This is a genomic window from Methylobacterium sp. Leaf87 (genome assembly GCF_001422775.1).
Taxonomy (GTDB): Bacteria; Pseudomonadota; Alphaproteobacteria; order Rhizobiales; family Beijerinckiaceae; genus Methylobacterium.
This window is the reverse complement of the sequence record NZ_LMMI01000034.1, coordinates 240,649-262,182: the sequence shown is the minus strand read 5'-3', so window position 1 is coordinate 262,182 and position 21,534 is coordinate 240,649. Positions and strand designations below refer to the sequence as shown.

The 21,534-nt window shown below is 71.6% G+C and carries 19 protein-coding genes; 11 read left to right on the top strand and 8 right to left on the bottom strand.

Going from position 1 to position 21,534, the window contains the following annotated elements; genetic code table 11:
* The first annotated feature begins 18 nt into the window (after positions 1-18).
* Positions 19-858 (top strand): hypothetical protein, encoded by an 840-nt coding sequence (locus ASF22_RS16050; RefSeq protein WP_056266116.1) that lies wholly within the window; start codon positions 19-21, stop codon positions 856-858.
* Between the two features lie 81 nt (positions 859-939).
* Here the strand turns inward: ASF22_RS16050 and ASF22_RS16045 are convergent, their stop codons facing one another.
* The 5 genes from ASF22_RS16045 to ASF22_RS16025 form a co-directional block, all read right to left on the bottom strand.
* A complete protein-coding gene (locus ASF22_RS16045) occupies positions 940-1,260 on the bottom strand; it encodes an HPr family phosphocarrier protein (RefSeq protein WP_056172198.1) in 321 nt (106 codons plus the stop codon).
* A gap of 132 nt (positions 1,261-1,392) precedes the next feature.
* On the bottom strand, positions 1,393-1,794 hold the full coding sequence (locus tag ASF22_RS16040) for a PTS sugar transporter subunit IIA (protein ID WP_056087142.1): 402 nt from the start codon (positions 1,792-1,794) through the stop codon (positions 1,393-1,395).
* Positions 1,795-1,919: 125 nt separating this feature from the next.
* Positions 1,920-2,411, bottom strand: coding sequence for a hypothetical protein (locus ASF22_RS25215; RefSeq protein ID WP_156647791.1), 492 nt, complete (start codon positions 2,409-2,411; stop codon positions 1,920-1,922).
* An 8-nt stretch (positions 2,412-2,419) separates the two neighbouring features.
* A complete protein-coding gene (locus ASF22_RS16030) occupies positions 2,420-4,144 on the bottom strand; it encodes a sensor histidine kinase (RefSeq protein ID WP_244473795.1) in 1,725 nt (574 codons plus the stop codon).
* 104 nt (positions 4,145-4,248) lie between these two features.
* Positions 4,249-4,959 carry a response regulator transcription factor gene (locus ASF22_RS16025; RefSeq protein ID WP_056171906.1) on the bottom strand — a complete coding sequence of 237 codons (711 nt, stop codon included), beginning with the start codon at positions 4,957-4,959 and terminating at the stop codon, positions 4,249-4,251.
* 296 nt (positions 4,960-5,255) lie between these two features.
* On the opposite strand from ASF22_RS16025, the gene ASF22_RS16020 reads away from it, so the two are divergent.
* On the top strand, positions 5,256-6,059 hold the full coding sequence (locus tag ASF22_RS16020) for a DUF2470 domain-containing protein (RefSeq protein ID WP_056266114.1): 804 nt from the start codon (positions 5,256-5,258) through the stop codon (positions 6,057-6,059).
* Between the two features lie 85 nt (positions 6,060-6,144).
* Here ASF22_RS16020 and ASF22_RS16015 read toward each other — a convergent pair whose 3' ends face one another.
* From ASF22_RS16015 to ASF22_RS16005, 3 genes are all read right to left on the bottom strand, one after another.
* The gene (locus ASF22_RS16015) at positions 6,145-6,399 is read right to left on the bottom strand and encodes a hypothetical protein (protein WP_056266110.1); all 255 of its coding nucleotides are present in this window, start codon (positions 6,397-6,399) and stop codon (positions 6,145-6,147) included.
* Positions 6,400-6,553: 154 nt separating this feature from the next.
* A complete protein-coding gene (locus ASF22_RS16010; protein ID WP_056266108.1) occupies positions 6,554-7,876 on the bottom strand; it encodes an ATP-binding protein in 1,323 nt (440 codons plus the stop codon).
* Positions 7,873-8,610, bottom strand: coding sequence for a response regulator transcription factor (locus ASF22_RS16005; RefSeq protein ID WP_056266105.1), 738 nt, complete (start codon positions 8,608-8,610; stop codon positions 7,873-7,875). The genes ASF22_RS16010 and ASF22_RS16005 overlap by 4 nt, the downstream gene beginning before the upstream one ends.
* Positions 8,611-8,934: 324 nt before the next feature.
* Here ASF22_RS16005 and lepA point away from each other — a divergent pair, with 324 nt between their 5' ends.
* From lepA to ASF22_RS24015, 9 genes are all read left to right on the top strand, one after another.
* Positions 8,935-10,740, top strand: coding sequence for a translation elongation factor 4 (gene lepA, locus ASF22_RS16000; RefSeq protein ID WP_056266103.1), 1,806 nt, complete (start codon positions 8,935-8,937; stop codon positions 10,738-10,740).
* A gap of 226 nt (positions 10,741-10,966) precedes the next feature.
* Positions 10,967-14,023 (top strand): N-6 DNA methylase, encoded by a 3,057-nt coding sequence (locus ASF22_RS15995; protein WP_056266100.1) that lies wholly within the window; start codon positions 10,967-10,969, stop codon positions 14,021-14,023.
* A 246-nt stretch (positions 14,024-14,269) separates the two neighbouring features.
* The gene (locus tag ASF22_RS15990) at positions 14,270-14,578 is read left to right on the top strand and encodes a hypothetical protein (protein WP_056266189.1); all 309 of its coding nucleotides are present in this window, start codon (positions 14,270-14,272) and stop codon (positions 14,576-14,578) included.
* Positions 14,579-15,086: 508 nt separating this feature from the next.
* A complete protein-coding gene (locus ASF22_RS15985) occupies positions 15,087-15,704 on the top strand; it encodes a hypothetical protein (protein ID WP_056266097.1) in 618 nt (205 codons plus the stop codon).
* Between the two features lie 115 nt (positions 15,705-15,819).
* Positions 15,820-18,828: an RICIN domain-containing protein gene (locus ASF22_RS15980; RefSeq protein ID WP_056266096.1), complete on the top strand. Its 3,009-nt coding sequence runs from the start codon at positions 15,820-15,822 to the stop codon at positions 18,826-18,828.
* Between the two features lie 185 nt (positions 18,829-19,013).
* The gene (locus ASF22_RS15975; protein ID WP_056266093.1) at positions 19,014-19,496 is read left to right on the top strand and encodes a prepilin-type N-terminal cleavage/methylation domain-containing protein; all 483 of its coding nucleotides are present in this window, start codon (positions 19,014-19,016) and stop codon (positions 19,494-19,496) included.
* Positions 19,493-19,906 carry a prepilin-type N-terminal cleavage/methylation domain-containing protein gene (locus tag ASF22_RS24405; protein ID WP_056171885.1) on the top strand — a complete coding sequence of 138 codons (414 nt, stop codon included), beginning with the start codon at positions 19,493-19,495 and terminating at the stop codon, positions 19,904-19,906. Before ASF22_RS15975 ends, ASF22_RS24405 begins: the two co-directional genes overlap by 4 nt.
* Positions 19,899-20,555 carry a prepilin-type N-terminal cleavage/methylation domain-containing protein gene (locus ASF22_RS24020; protein WP_162239574.1) on the top strand — a complete coding sequence of 219 codons (657 nt, stop codon included), beginning with the start codon at positions 19,899-19,901 and terminating at the stop codon, positions 20,553-20,555. The genes ASF22_RS24405 and ASF22_RS24020 overlap by 8 nt, the downstream gene beginning before the upstream one ends.
* Positions 20,552-21,514 (top strand): type II secretion system protein GspK, encoded by a 963-nt coding sequence (locus ASF22_RS24015; protein WP_156647785.1) that lies wholly within the window; start codon positions 20,552-20,554, stop codon positions 21,512-21,514. Before ASF22_RS24020 ends, ASF22_RS24015 begins: the two co-directional genes overlap by 4 nt.
* The last annotated feature ends 20 nt before the right edge of the window (positions 21,515-21,534 follow it).

Below are 21,534 nucleotides of genomic sequence, written 5' to 3'. Positions count from 1 at the left end.
GCGTGGGATCGGTGCGAAATGGTGAAACGGCGCTTCACGGTGATCATGGGCGGGGCGGGCATGGCACCCGAGGCCGGACCCTGGCAGGTCGATCTGTGCCGGCCGGGAGAGGTCGCGCCCGAGGCCGTGGCGGGCTGGCGCGCCCTCCTGACCCGGACGGGCGCGGCGGACCCGGTCTTCTCCGATCCCGATTATCTCCTGACCGCGGCCCGGCACCTTTCCGACGGACGCACGGTGACGGTCGCCCTGGTCTCGGCCGGGGAGGGCGTGCGGCGTACGCTCCATGCCGCGATCCCCCTCACGGTGCCGCATCCGGTTTGGGGCAAGGGGCGGTTCGCCGTCTGGCAGCCGCACGGGCACGCGGGCGCCCCGGCCCTCGACCCCCGGTTCGCCGGGGCGATCCGCGCCGCGTTGGTGGAACGCCTCGGGACCCTGCGCCGCGGCGCCAGCCTCGACCTCGCTTCCACGGGTCCGACAACCGTCGGTCCGGCCCTCCGGCCGGTGGCGGAGGCCGTGCGGATCCCGGCGCACCACATCCTCGCTGTCGGCGGAGCCGGCGCGTCGGTGCGGGAGCGCATCGCCGAGCCGCACCGCATCCGCGACGCCGTGGAGGAATTCTTGGGCCTCGATGCCGCCCATGCGGCGGCGCCGATCATCGGCGACCCGTGCGAGGCGACCCTGGTCCGGGTGGTGACGCGCCTGTTCGCCGAGCGCCGTCAATGCGCCGTCGACCTCACCCGCCGGGACGGCCAAGTCGTCGCCGCCAGCCTGATCCTCGGAACCGGCCTTCAGGCGGTGGTCTGGCGGCGTGCGGCCGAGGGCATGGCGGGGCGCCGGCGCCTCGACCGGTCGGCGTGAGGGCCAAGCCGCTGCAGGCACCTGCTCGTGAGAGCCGGGCGCCGCAGGCGCCTACTCGTAAGGACCAAGCGCCGGCGGCGCCTACTCGTCCTCGCCGAACTTGTTCGCCAGGAGGTCGGTGATGGCCTGGAGGCTGGCATCCGCGTCCGGGCCGGAGACCACCACCGCGATGGTGGTGCCCTGGGCGGCGCCGAGGGTGAGCAGGCCCATGATGGAGCGCCCGCCCACGGTCTCGCCCGAGCGGGTGACGGTGACGACGGCGTCGTAGCGCTCGACGGTCTGGACGAACTTCGCGGAGGCTCGGGCGTGCAGGCCGCGCCGATTGACGATGGGCAGCACCCGCAGCAGGCCGCCCTCGGGGACGGGGGGAAGGGCCGCGTCGGAATCCTCGTCGTCGATCATGCGCTTGGTCGCCATTCCCGATCCGCCGCGCCCCGTTGGCCGGCACCGGATCCGTCACGATGGCCTGTAGGCCCTTGTGAAGGCGTTAGGAAGGCAAGCCGATGTTCGAATCGGCCTCGACCCGTGCTCGGCCTACTTGCCCGCCAGGACCCGCGAGGCGACATTGATGTACTTGCGGCCCGCCTCCTGGGCGTGGAGCACCGCGTCGCCGAGGGGTTCGGCGTCGCGCACGCTGGCGAGCTTGATCAGCATGGGCAGGTTGATGCCCGCCACCACCTCGACCTGACCGCCGTTCATACACGACAGGGCGAGGTTCGAGGGCGTGCCGCCGAACATGTCCGTGAGCACGACGACGCCCTTGCCGGAGTTCACCCGGCCGACGGCGGTCATGATGTCGAGCCGCCGCAATTCCATGTCGTCCTCGGGCCCGATCGTGATGGTCTCGATCTGCTTCTGCGGCCCGACCACGTGTTCAAGGGCAGCCTTGAACTCCGTCGCGAGCAGCCCGTGGGTGACGAGCACCATTCCAATCATCGACGCGGATTCCAACGCCCTGTGAGCGGAGCCGCCATCTTGTGCAGCGCAAGGTCGAGCGCAAGGTGATCGCGACGTTTTGTAGGCCCGAACGTCATGATCATGCCACGATGGTGGCCCCCGCGCTACGGTTCGCTTGGCCTCGGCATCCGAAGGATCGCCCCGGGGGCTCCGATCCCGAGCTCCGCCAGGGCGTCGAGGACGAGGCGGGGGCCGAGGCCGGAGCGCAGGTGCCGCCGGTCGAGGACCAGGCGCGGGAGCGCGAGGCCGAGGAGCCGGGCCGGGGCGGCGGGCTCCGGCAGGCGCGGTTGGCGCGCCACGAGGTCGACCACGAGGCGGACCGGGGCCTCCGTCACCGCCACGGCCCGGCACAGGCCGAGGCCCCGCACCTCGATCCCGTCGCCGAGCGCCGGATGCCGCCGGGCCAGGAGGGTGTCGCCGTCGCGGGCGAGCCGGATGCGGTCGTCGCCGATGAGGGCCGCCGGCAGGGAGAGGGTGGCCGCCCGGTCGAGGAGCAGCAGGGCGAGGGTCGATTTGCCCGATCCCGACGCGCCCCGGACGATCACGCCCGCGCCCCGGAGGGCGAGGCCGGTGGCGTGGATCGTCTCCCCGTCCAACGCGCGGCTCAGCGCACCGCCGGCAGGCGCACGATGAAGCGGGCGCCGCGCACCGTCGGCTCGCCGTCCTCGTCCGCCGGGCCGGGGCGGTTCTCGGCCCGGATCGTGCCCCGGTGCGCCTGGACGATCTGGCGCGAGATCGAGAGACCGAGGCCCGAATTCTGGCCGAAGCCCTGCTCGGGCCGGTCGGTGTAGAAGCGCTCGAAGATGCGCTCCAGGGCGTGCTCGGGGATGCCCGGACCCTCGTCCTCCACCACCAGCTCCACGTCGGCCCGGACCCGGCGCAGGGCCACCCGCACCTTGGCGTCGGGGGGCGAGAACGAGCGGGCGTTGTCGAGGAGGTTGTTCACCACCTGACCCAGGCGCGAATCGTGGCCGAAGATCGCGAACGGCGCCTCGACCTCGCCGGGCGGCACGGCGACGTCGAACAGGATCACCGCGTCCTTCGGGCGTCGGCGCTCGTTGGCCACCGAGACCACGGTGGTCATGAGCTTGTGCATGTCGACCTTGCGGGCCTCGGCGCGGGCGAGCTCGGCGTCGAGGCGCGAGGCGTCGGAGATGTCGGAGATCAGCCGGTCGAGGCGCTTCACGTCGTGCTGGATGATCTGGAGCAGGCGCGCCTTGGACTCGTCGGATTTGGCCAGCGGCAGGGTCTCGACGGCGCTGCGCAGCGAGGTCAGGGGGTTCTTCAACTCGTGGGAGACGTCGGCCGCGAAGCTCTCGATGGCGTCGATGCGCCGGTAGAGGGCCTGGGTCATGTCGCGCAAGGCCCCCGAGAGGTGGCCGATCTCGTCCGTGCGCCCGGTGAAGTCGGGGATTTCCTCGCGCGACTTGATGCCAAGGCGCACCTTCTCGGCGGCGTCGGCGAGGCGGCGCACCGGCCCCGCGATGGCGCCGGCGAGCAGGATCGACAGGACCAGCATCACGGCCGCCGCCACCAGGAACACCTGAAGCAGGCCGAAGCGCTCCGAGGCGATGACGCGGTCGATGTCGCCCCCTTGCGTCGAGAGCAGCAGGGCGCCGCGCACGGACGTGCCGCGCTGGATCGGCACCGCCACGGACACGATGGTCTCTCCGACCTCGTTGCGGCGCACGATGGTGCCGCGCGAGCCGCCCAGCGCCACCTGCACCTCTTTGAGGCCGTGCCCGCTGGTGGGGCCGACCTCCTCGGCCGGCACCGCGCGTTGCCCGCCGAGGATGCGGGTCTGAACGAAGTCGAACGCCTGTTCCAGGGCGGTGCGCTTGCTCTCGCGCAGGACGGACTCGCCGCGCCCGATCTCGCCCCGCCCGATCTCACCCCTTGCCGACAGGGTGCGGGAATCGAACAGCAGGCCGCCGTCGCCGTCGTAGACCCTGGCGCGGTTGCCCGTCGGGGTGATGAGGCGGCGCAGGAGCGGGGCCACGCGCTCCGGGTTCAGGGAGAAGGCCAGGGGCGAGGGGGCCTCCTCCGCCTCGCCGGCCTGGAGTTCCAAGAGCTTGTCGGGGTCGATGCGGATCGCGCCCGTATCCCCGGAGGCCGAGGCCGAGGCCGCGATGGCGCCGGCGATGATCTCCCCCTGGATCAGCAGGCTCTGCACCCGCGCCTGGATCAGCCCCTGGCGGAACTGGTTGAGGTAGAGGAAGCCGAACAGGAGGGCGAAGAGCCCCACGAGGTTGAGCACGACGATCCGTCGCGTCAGGCTCGACGAGGCCCTCTGGCCGATGGCGTTCCACAGGGCGCGGGGCCACTCCACCAGACGGAGGGGACGGTCTTCGGCTTGATCTGTGGTGGCCACGTCTGTCCGGTTCGGTGGGATTGCGGAAGGGGGGCGGCGAGCCGCCCGGTGCCGGGCCGGTCTCAGCCTTCCTTGAAGCGGTAGCCGACGCCGTAGAGCGTCTCGATCATGTCGAAGCTTGTGTCGGTGACCTTGAACTTCTTGCGCAGGCGCTTGATGTGGCTGTCGATGGTGCGGTCGTCGACGTAGACCTGGTCGTCGTAGGCGGCGTCCATGAGGGCGTTGCGGCTCTTCACGACGCCGGGGCGGTGGGCCAGCGCCTGCAGGATGAGGAATTCGGTGACCGTCAGGGTCACGGGCTCGCCCTTCCACGTGCAGGTGTGGCGCTCCGGGTCCATCATCAGGAGGCCGCGCTCGAGGGAGCGGGCGGCGGCGTCGGCCTCGCGGGCGGCGGCCCCCGGGCCGTCCTTCGGGGCGAAGCGGCGCAGCACCGCTTTCACGCGCTCGACGAGGAGGCGCTGCGAGAACGGCTTATGGATGAAGTCGTCGGCGCCCATCTTGAGGCCGAACAATTCGTCGATCTCCTCGTCCTTCGAGGTGAGGAAGATCACCGGAAGGTCGGATTTCTGCCGCAGACGCCTGAGAAGCTCCATCCCGTCCATACGCGGCATCTTGATGTCGAAGATCGCGAGATCGGGCGGGGAATGCTTCAGGCCGTCCAGCGCCGAGGCGCCGTCCGTGTAGGTCTGGATGCGGTAGCCCTCGGTCTCCAGCGCGATGGAGACGGAGGTGAGGATGTTTCTGTCGTCGTCCACGAGGGCGATGGTGGGCATGCGCGTTCCCTACTGCTCGGATGCGGTCCTCGCGGCCGAAGGTTCGCCCGCATCCCCGCATCCCACCCCGAACACACCGGAGCCGGCGAAAAACGCGCTGGCGGCCGGGCCCCGAGGGGCGAGGCCGCATTCGCGCGGAGAGTCAGGCTGTGTAAAGGCTCCCTTCCGAAAAAGCGAGCCGTGTTGGATTGGCGCTTGACTGAGGCCAACGGGCCGCACTCTCTCCACCTCGCAAACCGGACCGTGCCACCGCTATCATCGCGTGTCTGAACGAGAGCCGAGACGGGGACGAGACCATGGCGGACGCTGGCGAGAAGACCGGGGACAACACGCCCGCGCGGCGTGGGCCGGCGGTGCCGCTGCCGGCCGCGGAGGCGCCGTTCGACGCCATCGGCCTCGCCCGCCATCTGCTGCGCACGATTCGATCGGGGGCCCTCGCCACCCTCGATCCGGAGGACGGCACGCCGTTCGTCTCCCTGGTGACCATCGCCACCGACGTGGACGGCACACCCCTGATGCTGCTGTCGCGGCTCTCGGCCCACACCCGCAACCTGCTGGCCGATCCGCGCGCCTCCCTGCTGTTCAGCGCCGGCGGCAAGGGCGACCCCCTGGCCCATCCGCGCCTCACGGTGACCGGGCGGGTGGCGCAGACGGCCGAGCCGCGGGCCCGCGCCCGTTTCATCGCCCGGCACCCGAAGGCGAAGCTCTACGCGGATTTCCCCGATTTCGGATTCTTCGCCCTGGAGCCGAAGGCCGGCCACCTCAACGGCGGGTTCGCCAAGGCGGCGGTGCTGACGGCGGGCGAACTGCGCCTCGACCTCACGGGCGCCGAGGGCCTGGTGGCGGGCGAGGCCGGCGCCGTCGAGCACATGAACGCCGACCATGCCGACGCCCTGGCGCTCTACGCCGCCGGCACCGGCGCCGAGCCCGGGCCCTGGCGCCTCACGGGCCTCGATACCGAGGGCATGGACCTGCTGACGGGAGACCGGACCGCACGGGTCCTGTTCCCGGCGCCCATCCGTGAGATGGGGGGCCTGCGCAAGATCCTGGTCACCATGGCGGCCGAGGCGCGCGCGGGGGCGGCCCCCAAGACCGAGTGAGCGCGGCTCCGGACCGATTCGCAGGAGCGTAAGTCCGAAGGCATCGGCGCGTCGGGGCTCGCCGCGCAGATGCCGCTCCGGTGGCCTACTTCTTGTCGCGGGTGTGGCCGTGGGCGTGCCCGTCATTGGCGGAATGCACCGGCTTGCCGTCGCGGGTCACCTCGCGGTTCTCGCTGACGTGCGGGTCGTCGCGGTGGGCCGGGCCGCCCGAGACGCTGCCGGTGTTCGGGACGGCCTGCGACGGGTTGGCGGCGTTGCCGTGGCCGTCGATGGCGGAGGCCGGGCCGGCGAGCGCGGCCATAATGGCCAGGGAGAGCAAGCTGAGCGTGGTGCGTGTCATGCCGTTGTCCTCGTGTCTCGCAGCCCCATCGGCCGCGTCGAGGATGGAGATAGCGAGGCTGTTCGACTGCCGGATGCCGGCTTCGTGACGAAGTGTGCCGGACCCGGTCCGTGCGATCCCTTCGCGATACCCGCGCCCGAGGAGTCCGGCCCGGTCAACCCGCCGGGCGGGGCAGGCGGATGCAAACCCGTAGGCCGCCGCCGGCCCGGTTTTCGAGGTCGATGCTCCCGGCCTCGCCCTCGATCACGCGCCGGGCGATGGTGAGCCCAAGCCCGGTCCCCCCGGTGTTCCGATTCCGGGAGTTCTCCAGGCGGGTGAAGGGCGCGAAGGCGAGGCCGACCGCTTCGGGCGCGATGCCGGGGCCCTCGTCCTCGACCCACAGGACGAGGGTCGCGGCCTCCAGGGCGAGACGAAGATCGGCCCGACCTCCGTAGCGCACGGCGTTGTCGACGACGTTGTCCAGAGCCCGCCGCAGCGCGACCGGGCGGACGACCGCGAGGGCGCGGCCCGGCCCGTCGTAGCGGACGGCGTGCCCCGCATCCTGTCCCGCATCGGCGATGCTCATCAGGAGGCTGGCGACGTTGGTGACGCGGCGCGCCTCCGGGTCGGCGTCGCCGCGCAGATAGGCCAGGGTCGAGTCGATCATCGCCAGCATGTCGTCGAGGTCGGACGCCATCGCCCGGCGTTCGGCGGCGTCGGCGAGGCCGTCGAGGCGCAGGCGCAAGCGCCCGATCGGCGTGCGCAGGTCGTGGGAGACGGCGGCGAGCGCCTGGGTCCGCTCGGTGAGGAGGCCTTGAATCCGCCCCTGCATGCCGTTGAGGGCGCGCGCGATCGCGCGGGTTTCGTCGGGGCCCGCCTCGGGCACGGCAACCACTTGCCCGTGACCGATCAGCCCGGTCAGGCGCGTCAGCGTGCGAAGCGGACCGGCGATCCCGTGCATCAGGATCACCGCCGCGAGCCCGACGAGGATGGCCATGGCGGTCGCGAGGAACGCCCAGGGATTCCGCAGGGCCAGGCTCGGCGCATGGGCGGACCGGAAGGTCAGCGTCGTTCCGTCCGGCAGCACGAGGCTGCCGGCGAGATCGTTCGCGTGCAGCGGGTCTTCGCCCTCCATCGCCAGGGAGAGGCCGGGGCCGAGGCTCGGGTCGAACGCCCGCAGGCGCTCGCTCAGGGCGAAGAGGGCCGGATCGTTCCGCGCCCCGGCTGGCGCGGTGGCTTGTGACCACCCGATCTCGAAATGCAGATTGGACAGGGCCTTCGCCTCGGCGTCCCGCTCGGCGGGCGGCCGCCGCATCACGGCCTTGCGGGCCAGGGCGAGATGCGTGGCGGTCTGGCTCGCGAAGGCCTCGTCCGCCGCCGCCGCGGCCGACTGGCGGTAGAGCAGCACGGCACCGCCATGGACCGCCAGGATGGCCACGAGCAGGACGGCGACCGTCCGGACCTCCAGGCTTCGCGCCAGGACGCGCCAGCGCCTCATGCGCACGCGACCTGCGCCGCCAGCATGTAACCCGAGCCCCGCACCGTCTTGATCACCGGCACGCCGCCCTCGGGTGGATCGAGCTTTCGCCGGAGCCGGCTGACCAGGGTGTCGACGCTGCGGTCGGACGGCGAGCCGAGGCGGGCACGCGAGAGTTCGAGGATCTGCTCGCGGCCGAGGACGCGCCCGGGATGGTCGAGGAACACCAGGAGGAGGTCGTATTCCGCACCCGAGAGGTCGACGCCGGCGCCCTCCGGATCGACGAGCGCCCGGCTGCGCAGATCGAGCCGCCAACCCGCGAAGGTAAGGATCTCGCTGGCGCGTGCGGCAGAGGGAGCCGGTGCCAGAACGGAGCGCCGCAGCACGGCCCGGACCCGGGCGAGAAGCTCGGGGCGCCCGAACGGCTTGGCGATGTAGTCGTCGGCGCCGAGTTCCAGGCCCAGGACGCGGTCGGCCTCCTCGCCCCGCGCGCTGACCATGATCACCGGCACCCGGGAGCGGGAGCGCAGCGCGCGCAGGAGATCGAGGCCCGAGGCGCCGGGCAGCATCACGTCCAGGAGAATCAGGTCGACGCCCCCCTCCGGCAGCAGCAGCCACATCTCGGCGCCGCTCCGGCAGCCGGTGACGCGGTAGCCGCTCTCGCGCAGGCAGCGGGTCACCAGCAGGCGCATGCCGTCATCGTCCTCGACGAGGAGGACGTGACCCGCGTCGGGGAGGAAACCGGCGCTGTCCATCGGGATCCTCCTTCGGCCTCGGCTGCGCGGATCGGGAGCGCCCGACGAGACGCCGGGGCTGGGCGTGACACCGGGAGCATCGGGAAATCAAGCTCGGCCGCAAGGTCGGGTCGCGCGCGTCCCGTTTGCGGTGGCTCGCCCTCGCGGCAGGGGTGCGAAAGGCCGCGGCCTCCGGCCGGCCGATCCATCGCGGCCGCTCCCCCGCGCTTGGCGCAAGGGGCCCGCACTGCTATCTGCGGCGTTCCAGTTTTCTCAGCCCTTATGACCGTGCGCCGGGTTCGTCCTCAGACGACGCGCCGCGCCGCGCCGGAGATCGCACCCTCGATGACCACGTCCCCCATCGACAACATCCGCAACTTCTCCATCGTGGCGCATATCGACCACGGCAAGTCGACGCTGGCCGACCGGCTGATCCAGACCACCGGCACCGTGGCCCTGCGCGACATGAGCGAGCAGATGCTCGACTCCATGGACATCGAGAAGGAGCGCGGCATCACCATCAAGGCGCAGACCGTGCGCCTCGAATACAAGGCCCAGGACGGCAAGACCTACATCCTCAACCTGATGGACACCCCCGGCCACGTCGATTTCGCGTACGAGGTCTCAAGATCGTTGGCCGCCTGCGAGGGCTCGCTGCTGGTGGTCGATGCCAGCCAGGGCGTGGAAGCGCAGACCCTCGCCAACGTCTACCAGGCGCTGGACGCCAACCATGAGATCGTCCCCGTCCTCAACAAGATCGACCTGCCGGCCGCCGAGCCCGAGCGCATCCGCGCCCAGATCGAGGAGGTGATCGGCATCGACGCCTCCGAGGCGGTGGCGATCTCGGCCAAGAGCGGGCTGAACATCGAGGCGGTGCTGGAGGCCATCGTCACCCGCCTGCCGCCGCCCAAGGGCGACCGCGACGCGCCCCTGAAGGCGCTCCTGGTGGACAGCTGGTACGACGTCTATCTCGGCGTCGTGGTGCTGGTCCGCATCGTCGACGGCGTGCTGAAGAAGGGCATGAACATCCGCATGATGCGGGCCGACGCCGTGCACGGCGTCGACAAGATCGGGGTGTTCCGGCCCAAGATGGCCGATATCGGCGAACTCGGCCCCGGCGAGGTCGGGTTCTTCACCGGGTCGATCAAGGAGGTCGCCGACACCCGCGTGGGCGACACGCTCACCGAGGACAAGCGCCCCTGCAAGGAGATGCTGGCGGGCTTCAAGGACGTGCAGTCGGTGGTGTTCTGCGGCCTCTTCCCGGTGGATGCGGCCGAGTTCGAGACCCTGCGCAGCGCCATGAGCAAGCTGCGCCTCAACGATGCGTCCTTCTCGTATGAAATGGAGACGAGCGCGGCGCTCGGCTTCGGCTTCCGCTGCGGCTTCCTCGGCCTGCTCCACCTCGAGATCATCCAGGAGCGCCTGGAACGCGAGTTCAACCTCGACCTGATCTCGACGGCGCCCTCCGTGGTCTACCGCCTGCAGATGACGGATGGCACCATCAAGGAGCTGCACAACCCGGCCGACATGCCGGACGTGATGAAGATCACCGCCATCGAGGAGCCGTGGATCCGTGCCACCATCCTCACCCCCGACGAGCATCTCGGCGGCGTGCTTAAGCTGTGCCAGGACCGGCGCGGCGCCCAGGTCGACCTCAACTACGTCGGCAAGCGCGCCATGGTGGTGTACGACCTGCCCTTGAACGAGGTGGTGTTCGACTTCTACGATCGACTGAAGTCGATCTCGAAGGGCTACGCCTCGTTCGACTACCACATCTCCGACTACCGCGAGGGGGATCTGGTGAAGATGTCGATCCTGGTCAACGCCGAGCCCGTCGACGCCCTCTCGATGCTGGTCCACCGCACCCGCGCCGAGCATCGCGGCCGGGCCATGTGCGAGAAGCTGAAGGACCTCATCCCCCGCCACCTGTTCCAGATCCCGGTCCAGGCGGCGTTGGGGGGCAAGATCATCGCCCGCGAGACCATCAAGGCCCTGTCCAAGGACGTGACCGCCAAGTGCTACGGCGGCGACATCTCGCGCAAGCGCAAGCTCCTCGACAAGCAGAAGGAGGGCAAGAAGAAGATGCGCCAGTTCGGCAAGGTCGAGATCCCGCAGGAGGCGTTCATCGCCGCCCTGAAGATGGACGATTGATCCGAGCGCGTGCAGATCGATTCCGCGGAAGAGGCGGGCCGGGCCGCCTGGGGTCTCGGCGCCTCCCACGCTCCACCTCTTTGAGCGGGGCGTCCGGCGGGCGGCCAGGACCGCCGATGGAAAATCCCGGTGCATGCCGGGCGGCCGGCCGCTCGAACGCCCAGATCCTAGATTGTAAATCAACCTAAGGTAATGATACTCGGCCTCGCCTTCAGCGGGACAGCCGATGCCGATCGACGCAGACATCCTCGCCGCCATCGTGGCGGAACTGACGAGCCGCCCGGGTCACGAGAAGGTTCGGGCCCTCCTGCACCGGCTCCTCACCGATGCGCTCGGCGCTCGCAGCGAGCAGATCGCGTTCGAGCGAAAGATACCTGAGGTCAACGGGCGCGTGGACGCCCTCCTCGGGCGTACGATCATCGAGATCAAGGCGGACCTGCGCCGGGAGCGGCCGGCCGCGGAGGCGCAGCTCGCCCGCTACCTGCCCGAGCGCGAGCGGGCGACGGGCCAGCGCTACGTCGGCCTCGCCACGGACGGCGCCACCTTCACCGCCTACGAGATGCGCGACGGCGTCCTGGTGGCGCTCACCGGCCACGACGTGCGCGTGGCCGAGGCGGCCCGCCTCGTCGCTTGGCTCGAAGGCGTCATCGCCGTGCGCGACTGGCTGCCCGCCGACGCCATCGGCATCACCGGCGAGCTCGGGCGCGAGAGCGCCGCCTTCGCGCGGACCCTCGGCCTCCTCGCCGCGGCCTGGGACGCCCTGGAGCGCCACCCGGAGGCCGTGCTCAAGCGCCAGCTGTGGTCGCGCCACCTCGGGATCGTCTACGGCCGAACCATCGACGACAGTACCCTTTGGCTCCAGCACACCTACCTGGTGATCCTCGCCAAGGCCATCGCGGCCGGCACCATGGGGTCGGGCCGCTACACCCCGGCCGACCTCCTCTCCGGGCGGCAGTTCCGGGAAGCCGGCGTCCACGGCGCCGTCGAGACCGACTTCTTCGGCTGGGTCCTCGACGCGCCGGGGGGCGAGGCCATCGTGGCGGGCCTTGCGGCCCATGCCGCCCGGTTCGATCTCGGCAGCGTCGACGTCGATCTCCTCAAGGTTCTCTACGAATCCCTCATCGATCCCGAGCAGCGCCACGATCTCGGCGAATACTACACACCCGACTGGCTCGCCCGGAAGGTCGTGCGCCGCGCCCTCGACGCGCCGGCGGACCAGAGCTGCCTCGATCCGGCCTGCGGCTCGGGCAGCTTCCTGTTCCACGCCGTGCGCCTCAAGCGCGAGGCCCTGCTGGCCGCGGGCGTCGAGCCCGGCGCCGTGGCGGCGCGCTGCTGCGCGTCGGTGACGGGGTTCGACGTCCATCCCGTCGCGGTGATCTTCGCCCGGGTGACCTATCTCCTGGCCCTCGGCGAGGCCCTGCCGGCCCGGTCCGGAGATATCTCGCTCCCGGTCTACCTCGGCGACGCCCTGCAATGGAACGTCACCCGCGACGGCCTGATGCGCGACCTCGTCGTCGAGGTGCCGCGCGATCCCCGCGAGGGCCGCAAGGGGGCGCCGCTCCTGCGCTTTCCCCTCGATCTGTGTGCCGACCCGGCCCTGTTCGACCGGGTGGTCACCGCCCTGCACGCGGCGAGCGAGGCCGGCTGGCGGGTCGAGGCCTTCGTGGCGAGCCTGCCCGGCCTCGGCGTGCCGCCCGGGCAGGTCGAGACCCTGCGGGCGACCTACGTCACCTACGACCGCCTGCGCCGGGCCGGGCGCGACCACGTCTGGGGGTTCGTCGCGCGCAACCTCAGCCGGCCCGTGGCGCTCTCGGACGGCGCGCGGGTGGACGTGGTCATCGGCAACCCGCCCTGGCTGTCCTATCGGTACATGGCCCGGTCGATGCAGTGCCTGTTCCGCGACACCGCCCGGCGCCTCGGTCTCTGGGTCGGGCCCGACGAGGCCCGCCTCGTCACCCAGACCGATCTCTCCGGCCTGTTCTTCGCCCGCGCCGCCGAGCTCTATGCCCGCCGCCCGGCGGGACACCGCGCCGGCGGGCGCGTCGCCATGGTTCTGCCCCTGGCGGCCCTGAGCCGGGGCCAGTTTCGCGCCTTCCGCACCGGGGACTGGACCGGCCTCACCGTCGCCTTCACGGAGGGCTGGGTGCTCGACAACCAGGCGGTCGCGCCGGTCTTCCGCGTCCCCACCTGCGTGCTGTTCGCCGAGGTCACCGACGGCCGGGCCCGGGCGACGCCGGCGCGGGTCACGGCCTTCGCCGGCCGCCTGCCGTCGAAGGATGCGCCCGAGGCCCTGGCCGACCGTCATCTTGTCCTGCGCGACGCACCGGCGCCGGAAGCGGCGAACTTCGCCGCCGTCTCGCCCTACCGCGACCGCTTCCGCCAGGGGGCTTCCCTGGTCCCCCGTGTGCTCTGCCTCGTCGAGCGCGTGCCCGTGGGCCGTCTCGGCGCCAATCCGGGCGCGCCCCTGGTGCGGAGCCGCCGCTCGTCCCTGGAGAAGATGCCCTGGCGCGACCATCCGGGACAGCAGGGCGCCATCGAGGCGCGCTACCTCCGCCGCGTCCACCTCGGGGCGACCATCGCCCCGTTCCGCGCCCTGGACCCGGCCGAGGGCGTGATCCCGGTGGCGGATGGCGTCCTCCTCGATGCGCGTCAGGCGGCCGGAGCGGGCGCGCCGCGCGCCGCCGCCTGGCTGCGCGAGGCCGAAGCGGCATGGACCGGGAAGAGCGCCGGCACCATGACCCTCAAGCAGCAATGGGACTATAACCGAAAACTCACGGTCCAGTTTCCCATCGCCCCCCTGCGGGTGGTCTTCGCGAAGGCCGGCACCCGCCCGGCGGCCTGCCTCCTCGACGGTGACGAGATCATCGATCACAAGCTCTACTGGGCTTCCGTGGAGAGCCGGGCCGAGGGCCTCTACCTCCTCGCCCTGCTCAACAGCGAGGCGGTGCGTCGGCGGATCGCGCATCTCCAGAGCCGGGGCGAGCAGGGCGCCCGCGATTTCGACAAGCTCATGTTCACCCTGCCGATCCCGCTCTTCGACGCGCGCCTGCCCCTCCACGCCGAACTGGCGCGGTATGCTGAGACCGCCGAGGCCGTGGCCGACGGGGTCGCGCTCGTGCACGACCTTCCGTTCCAGAAGGCCCGCGCCCTGGTGCGGGCGGCCCTCCAGGCGGACGGCATCGCGGCGCGGATCGACGGCGCCGTCGAGACCCTGCTCGGGCCGGTGGTCGGCGGGCTCGTCGTGCCGGTCGAGGCCAGGCTCCCGGAACCGGCCGAAGTCTGACCATCGTCCGCTCCCCCGAGCGCGGAGCAGTACGGCCAAGCTTTCGCCGGTGCGACTCTGCGATGGGTGGCCGGTTCGGTGCGTGCGGAACGAGGTTTCCTCACGCAAAACGCGATCTTTCGCCGAGAAAGACGTTTGCCGGTCGCACAGAACACTGGCAGCGGCAGACTATTTTTTTGGCGTATTGAACGACATTGCGCCGACTGCGTTGCCAATCCAAGACGAACACATTGGATGGAACGCACCATGCGCACGACGACACTCGCCCTCGCCGCCACCCTCGCCCTGTCTCTCACCGGAGCGGCTCTCGCCCAGACTCCGGCCGGCGGTGGAAGCGCCACCGGCAACATGAACAATCCCGGCAGCGTGAAGAGCAACGGCGAGAAGATGAACGAGCGCGCGACGGGCTCGGCCACGGGCGACACCACCGGTACCGTCGGCGGTGCCCCGGGGGCTGCGGGCGGCGCCGGGAACATGGGTGGCGGCACCGGTGCGAGCTCCAACACCGGCGTCGGCCTCGGTGCGGCCGGAAACACCCAGGGCCCGCGCCAGTAACATCGGCGCAGGTTCGGACCGAAGGGCGAAGCGCCGTTCGGTCCGGGCCGTTCTCCACGAGCGATCGACCGCAAGGGCTGGGGGTTTCCCCGGCCCTTTTCGTTTGGCCGGGGCCGGCTTCGTCCCACCCGTCGTTCGATCCCGTACAGCCCCCGTACAGCCCCCTGATCCGCGTCGGCCTGTACTTGTTGCGTTAGCTATGGGGTGCGCTAGCCACGCGGAAGAGCGTCTTTACATTTGATCAAGCAAGGCGGGGCACGGTTTTTTCATTTCTCTCCGTCAATCAAGAGAAGAACGAGCGACACGTTATTCGGTGCAGGCAACGATGGTTTCGATTTTCCGCACAACAAGAGTTCACACCAACACCGCCGTCGACTGCGCTGACTTGGGCCATGTCTCGCGCACCGTAGAGTTGGGAACATCGACTCGACGGCCGGGCGTCGACTTCGTCGCTGCGCGCGACCAAAGCAGACGGACGCGCGGAGCGGGCGTCCGGAACGCCCGAGTGATGGCCGCCCGAGTCCTGGCAGCCCTGGCCGCCCTGGCGCTTGCGACGCCGCTCGGCTCCGTTCGCGCCGAGCCCGCGCCCAGCGACCTCGAGACCCTGCTGAACTGGTCCGCCGATCTGCCGCCCCGGGGGACCGCGCGCGACGGCGAGAACCCGCTGCACGACCGAGTGGTGTTCGTGTCCTTCGTCAGCGCCGGCTGCACCATCGGGTGCGTCGTCCGAACCCGCGACTTCGACAAGGCCGCCCGCGCGCTCCCCGAGGCCCTGCGGACCCGCGTCGCCTTCCTGGCCATCGGCACCGATCCGGCCGGCGACGACGCCGGACGCCTGCGCGCCTTCGCGGACGGCTTCGTCGGCCGGGAAACCCCCTTGCGCTTCCGCACGGGCGACGCGGCCGGAACGGCGGCGCTGGCGGCCCGGCTGCACTACCCGGCCGCGTCCCTGCCCGAACCGCCCCCGACGATCCTCGCCTTCGACCGGCGCGGCCGGATCGCCATGACCTACGCGGGGGACAGCGTCGACGGGGACCGCCTCCTGCGCGATGCGGCCCTGCTCGACACCTTCGCGGACGGCATCGGCCGCCCGCCGCGCGTCGCCCCCGACGCCGCCCCCTTCTGATCGGCTCCCGCCCCGGCGCGCCGGGGTCCTGCCCGTTCGGTTCCCCCCGATGCGACACCGGTCCCCGCGACGGGGACCGGCGCCCATCGTCATCCAACCTGCCGAGGAGATCTTCGTGACGACACCGACCCTGGACGCGGTTCGAGACCGGGCCTGCGCCCGCAGGACCTCGCTCCTTTCCGCCACCATCCTGGCGAGCTTCGTGCTGCAACCGGCGCAGGCGGCCCGCTTCGGCGTCGTCGTCAACCCGGTGGCGGACCCGCTCCTCGCCGGCTTGGCGATCCCCGACAACGCACCGACCGCCGGGATGTGGTCGGGCGTGCGCGACTGGCCGATGAACGCGATCCACCTCGGCCTGCTGCCGAGCGGCAAGGTCGTCTCCTTCGGCACCGCCGGCGGCAATCCCGGCGTGCAGGACGGCCGGACCTTCGACATCTGGGACCCCTACCGCGGCCTCGCGCGGGAGAGCCACCTCACCCTGCGGGGGCCGGGCGGCGTCAACAGCTTCTGCGCCACTGATGCCTTCCAGGCCGACGGCTCGCTCCTGATCTCGGGCGGCATCTTCGAGGCCGGCAACGACAAGGGCAGCGCCATCCTCAACATCACGGCCAACACCGTGACGGCCGCCGGGGCGCGGCTCGCCAACGATCGCTACTATTCCACCATGCTGACCCTGCCGAACGGGCAGCAGATCATCATGGGCGGTTCGTACCCGTATCTCGGCGGTTACGCCGATCCGCAGGGCAGCATCGACCGCGGCTGGATGACCGGCATGACCCCGGAGGTCTACGATGGCGGGGCCTGGCGCAGCCTGTTCGGCGCTACGAGCCGCGAGGCGTTCGGCCCCGATTTCGGCCGCTTCTGGTATCCGCGTGCCTGGGTCGCCCCCAACGGGCGGATCTTCGGCATCTCTTCCGAGCGGATGTGGACCCTCGATCCGGCGGGGAACGGGGCTGTCACCACCATGCCGTTCCGCGAAGCGCAGCGGAACGCCGGCACGGCGGCGGATGCGCCGAACGTCGGCCCCTCCTCGACGGCGGTGATGTACGAGCCCGGCAAGATCCTCCAGGTCGGCGGCAACAGCTACGACAACGGCAACGGCTTCCTCGCGAGCAGCCGCGCCTCCCTCATCGACATCAACGGGGCGGCTCCCGTGGCCACCGACGCCGCGCCCATGAGCACCGGGCGCGCCTGGGCCAACGCGACGATCCTGCCCAACGGGATCGTGGCCGTGACGGGCGGCAGCAAGTGGAACGACCGCGGCGGCGGCGACGTGGTGCTGGCCTCCGAGTTCTGGGACCCGAAGACCGGCCGCTGGTCCGTGGGCGCGTCCGGGGCGGTCTATCGCGGGTACCACTCCACCGCGATCCTGATGCAGAACGGTGCCCTGCTCATCGCCGGCGGCGGCGCTCCGGGCCCCGTCGACAACCAGAACGCGGAGTTCTTCTATCCGCCCTACCTGTTCACCACGGTCGGCGGCCGAGCGGCCCTCGCGCCGCGGCCGCAGATCATCAGCCTGAGCACCAACCGCCTGCAGCACGGCCAGGCGATGCAGTTCGAACTCGCCTCGCCGAACGGGGTCGCGCAGGTGGTGCTGATCGGCCTGAGTCAGGTCACGCACAGCTTCAACACCACGCAGCGCCGCTACCCGGCGAGCTTCACCCAGACCAACGGGACCGTCACCCTGCAGACGCCCCCCAACACGGCGATCGCGCCGCCGGGCTACTACCAGCTCGTCGCCATCGACGAGAAGGGCGTGCCCTCGCCGGGCGTGATCGTCGCCCTCGGCGCCGTCGCCGCACCGCCGCAATCCGCGGCACCCATCGTCGGCACACCGGCGACCGCCGGGGGAACCGGCACGGCCGGCGGCGGCACCACGGCCGGCGGGGGCGGCACGGGGACTGGCACCGGCACCGGCGGCACCGGTGCCAATCCGGGCACCGACACCGGCGGGGGAACCGGGGGCCTCGGCACCGGTGGGGGCGGCCCGCTCAAGGCGGCGAATTCCGGCCTGTGTCTCGCCATCCCGGCCGGTGACGTCAGTGACGGCGCGCTCGTCACCCAGCAGCCCTGCTCCGGTAAGGCCGAGCAGAACTGGAAGATCCAGGCCGTCAACGGCGGGTCCGCCCTCGTCAACGCCGCCACCGGCAAGTGCCTCGATGCGAGCCTCGCGACACCGCTCGCCAACGGAAGCCGGGTCTACCAGTGGGGTTGCCACGGCGGCACGAACCAGGCGTGGACCCCGCGGGCGCAGGGCGGCGGCAACGCCTACGTCTCGGTGGCGGCCAATCTCTGCCTCGACGTCTTCGGCGCCACCACGCAGGCCGGTGCCGGAACGGTGGTGTGGGCGTGTAACGGCGGCGGCAACCAGACCTTCACCAGCCCTGTCACCGCGACGGGCGGCGCCACGGGACCGGTGGCGGGCGCAGCTTCGGCCTTCACCCAGCCGGGCACCGGAAACTGGACCGAGATCGGGGTCGGCGCGAGCAAGATCGCAACGGCTGCCGATGGGACAACCGTTACGATCAACCGGGACAACGGAACCGTTTGGCAGTACGTCGCCGACAATGTCTGGAAGCAGCTGCCCCTGGCCATGAAGGACGTGGCTGTGGTCAAGGCCAACAGCATCTACGGGATCGGCATTGATGAGAAAGTCTATCGCTACGACGGGACGAAGTGGACGCTCCTTGAGGGTGCCAACAACGTCACCATAGCGGCGGCGGCCGATGGGACAGTGGTGGTCGTCAACCGCAACAACGAAGTCTGGGTCAAGCCCACGGACGATACCCAGGTGAACTGGCGGCGCCTGCCAGGCACCGCCCGCAAGGTGGTTCCGATGAATGGCAGGAGCTTCTGGTCCATCGGCCTCGACAACAACGTCTATCGCAGCGACGGCGTCGCCGGCTGGGTCTATGTCGGCAACGCCGTCAGTGACATCGCCGCCTCCGCCGATGGCAGCGTCAGCGTGGTGAACCGGAACAACGGCATCGTCTGGCGCAAGATCGGTGACAATACTGTCGAGGCCTGGGCGCCGATCCCGAACTCCAAGGCGGTATCGGTGGCGATTCCCAACAGCCAGCGCGCCCTGGCCATCGGTCCGGACGCGAAGGTCTACCGGTACTGAGTGTTCGTAACCGAGCCTCCGTCGCGCGTGCCCCCGGGCTTCCGCGACGAGGGCCGATTGGCCGGGCGGGGACCCGCTCCAAGCACGCGGACGGCTTCGCCGTCCGCGTGCAACCCTGTATGAGAAAGCGCCGCATGCATAGCGACGGCGCCAACGTCACCTTGCTTCGCGAAAGAAGGCAGGGAATGGATAGGGTCTCGGCTGCCGTCTCAACCAGGGGTGGTAAGACCGCCGGCGGTACGGACGGCTTCACCCTCGTGGAGATGCTGGTGATCCTCGCGATCATGGGCATCGCCGTGACCATGGCCGCCCGCTCCATGGGCGGCGCCGCCGACCGGCGCGCCCTCCACGTCGCCGACGCCATCGCGACCGAGATCGGCCGGCTGCGGGCCGATGCCCTGCGCTCCGGCCGCAGCGGGCGCCTGGTGTTCGAACCGCCGACCGGCCGCTTCCTCAGCTCCCGGGCCGGCATGGCGCCCATCGGCGCCGCCGCCCTGCGGGTGAGCGTGGAGGCCGACGGGCCGGACCGTGCGGTGCCGGGCGAGATCCGCTTCCTGCCCGACGGCAGCTCGACGGGCGGCCGCATCGTCCTCGACACCGGGGCCGCCCGCCTCGTCGTCACGGTCAGCGCCCTGACCGGCCGCGTGCGCCGCGACGAGGTCCGATGACGACCGGGACGCCTCGGCCGGGCGATCGCCCCGAGGCCGACGCGGACGCGGCCGGCTTCACCATCGTGGAGGTGCTCGTCGCCTTCGCGGTCACGGCCCTCGCCACCCTCGTCGCCCTCGAGACCGGGGCCGGGCTGGTCGCGGGACTCCGCCGCGTCGATGCGGTGCGGGTCGCCGTGGACGAGGCCGAGGGCGTCGTCCTGCGGCGGCTGTCGCAGGGGCGCCTCGCGCCCGGCCTGACGCAGGGGGCCTTCTCCAACGGTGCACCCTGGACCCTCGCGGTGAGCGATGCCCGCCCGGCCCTCGGCCTCGTGCGCGCGCCGCCGCTCTGGCGCATCCGGGTCACCCGGGGCGGCCCCGACGGCGAGCCGGTCTTCGCGACGGTGGTCACGGGGGATCCCGATGGCTGACATGGACGCGGACGCCCGCGCCGACGAGAGCGCCGATGCATGGGTCGATGCATGCGTCGATGCGCGCCGGGCCGGCTTCACCCTGGTCGAGATGATCGTCTGCCTCGCCCTCGCGTCGCTGATCGGCGTTCTCCTGATCAACACCATGCGGATCGCCGGCTCGGCCTCCGTCGCCGCCGCGACGGCTGCCCGGGCCGAGGACGTGCAATCCGTCCGCGATCACCTGCGCCGGACGTTCGGGGGCCTCGCCCGGCGCCGCGTCGACGGCCGTCGCCCGCCCCTGCGCGGCGGCCCCGACGGGCTCACCGCGGTGATCGGCGCCGACGCGTCCCTGGAGCGGACCGAGGAGATCGCCGTGTCCCTGAGCGGGCGTCCGCGCGCGGACGGCACCGTCGATCTCGTGGAAGCCCGCGCGCCGTCGGAGGCCGCGCCCGGCGCCGGCGCCCGCACGGAGGTTCTGCTGGAGCGCGTCGCCGGCTTCGAGATCCGCTACTTCGGCGCCCAGGCCGAGGGAACCCGCCCGTCCTGGCACGCGACCTGGCGGCCGAACGAGCGCCAGCCCACCCTCATGGAGATCTCGGTGGCGTTCCCGCCGGGGGACCGGCGCCGGTGGCCGCCCCTCCTCGTCGCGTTCGGGGACCGGCCGTGACGGCGCGGCGCGAAGCGGCGGAGGTCCGGCGAGCCGGCTCCGGGGCCGAAGGCGGACGGGCGGGCTTCGTGCTCGTCTCGGTTCTGGTTCTCCTCGCGGTGGTCAGCGCGATCCTCACCACCGCGATCCTGCAGGCCCGGTCCGGCACGGCGTTGACCCAGGCGCGGGCGGCGAGCCTTCGCCTGCAGGGCGTGGCCGACGGGATCGCCCGGTTCCTCGCCTACGATCTCGCCATGCAGCGGACCTACCGGGCCGCCGGGCTGGCGCTGCCCGAGGACGGGACCGTCGTGGTCTGCCGGCTCGCGCCGGGGCGGACGGCGTGGCTGTCGCTGCAGGACCAGGGCCGGCTCATCGACGTGAACACCACGCCGCGCCCGGCCATGGAGGAGGCCTTCCGCCTCCTCGGAATCCCCGACGCCACGGTGCTCGCCCTCGCCGCCGAGATCGTCGACTACCGTGATGCCGACGACGTGCCCGAGCCGAACGGCGGAGCGGAGGCGCCGCAGTACCGCGCCCGCGGCCTGGCGCGAGGTCCGAAGAACGCCCCCTTCGCCAGCCCCGACGAGATCGAGCGCCTGCCCTCCATGACGCCCGAGATCGCCGCGACCCTGGCCCCCGTCCTCACGGTCTACAACGAGGGCGGGCGCTTCGATCTCGCGGCCCTGATCGGGACGGTGAAGCCGTCGGCGCTGCGCTCGCTCCCGCAGGCCTCCGGGCCGGTGCCCTCGCCGCGCCAATACTACCGGATGCAGGTGGTGGTGGCGGGCCGGCGGGCGCGGGCCGGGCGCTCCGCCCTCTACGCCATGGGCGGCAGCCGGACCGGCACCGACTTCCTCGTCTGGCAACAGGCGGCACCGCCCCTGGCCGCATCCGGACCCGACCACCCGGCCTGCCGGACGATCGTGGCGGTCCTCGGTCCCGAGGCCATCGGGTCGGAGGCCGGTCCGGCCCTCCCGTGACGGCGCGGGAGGTTCTGTCG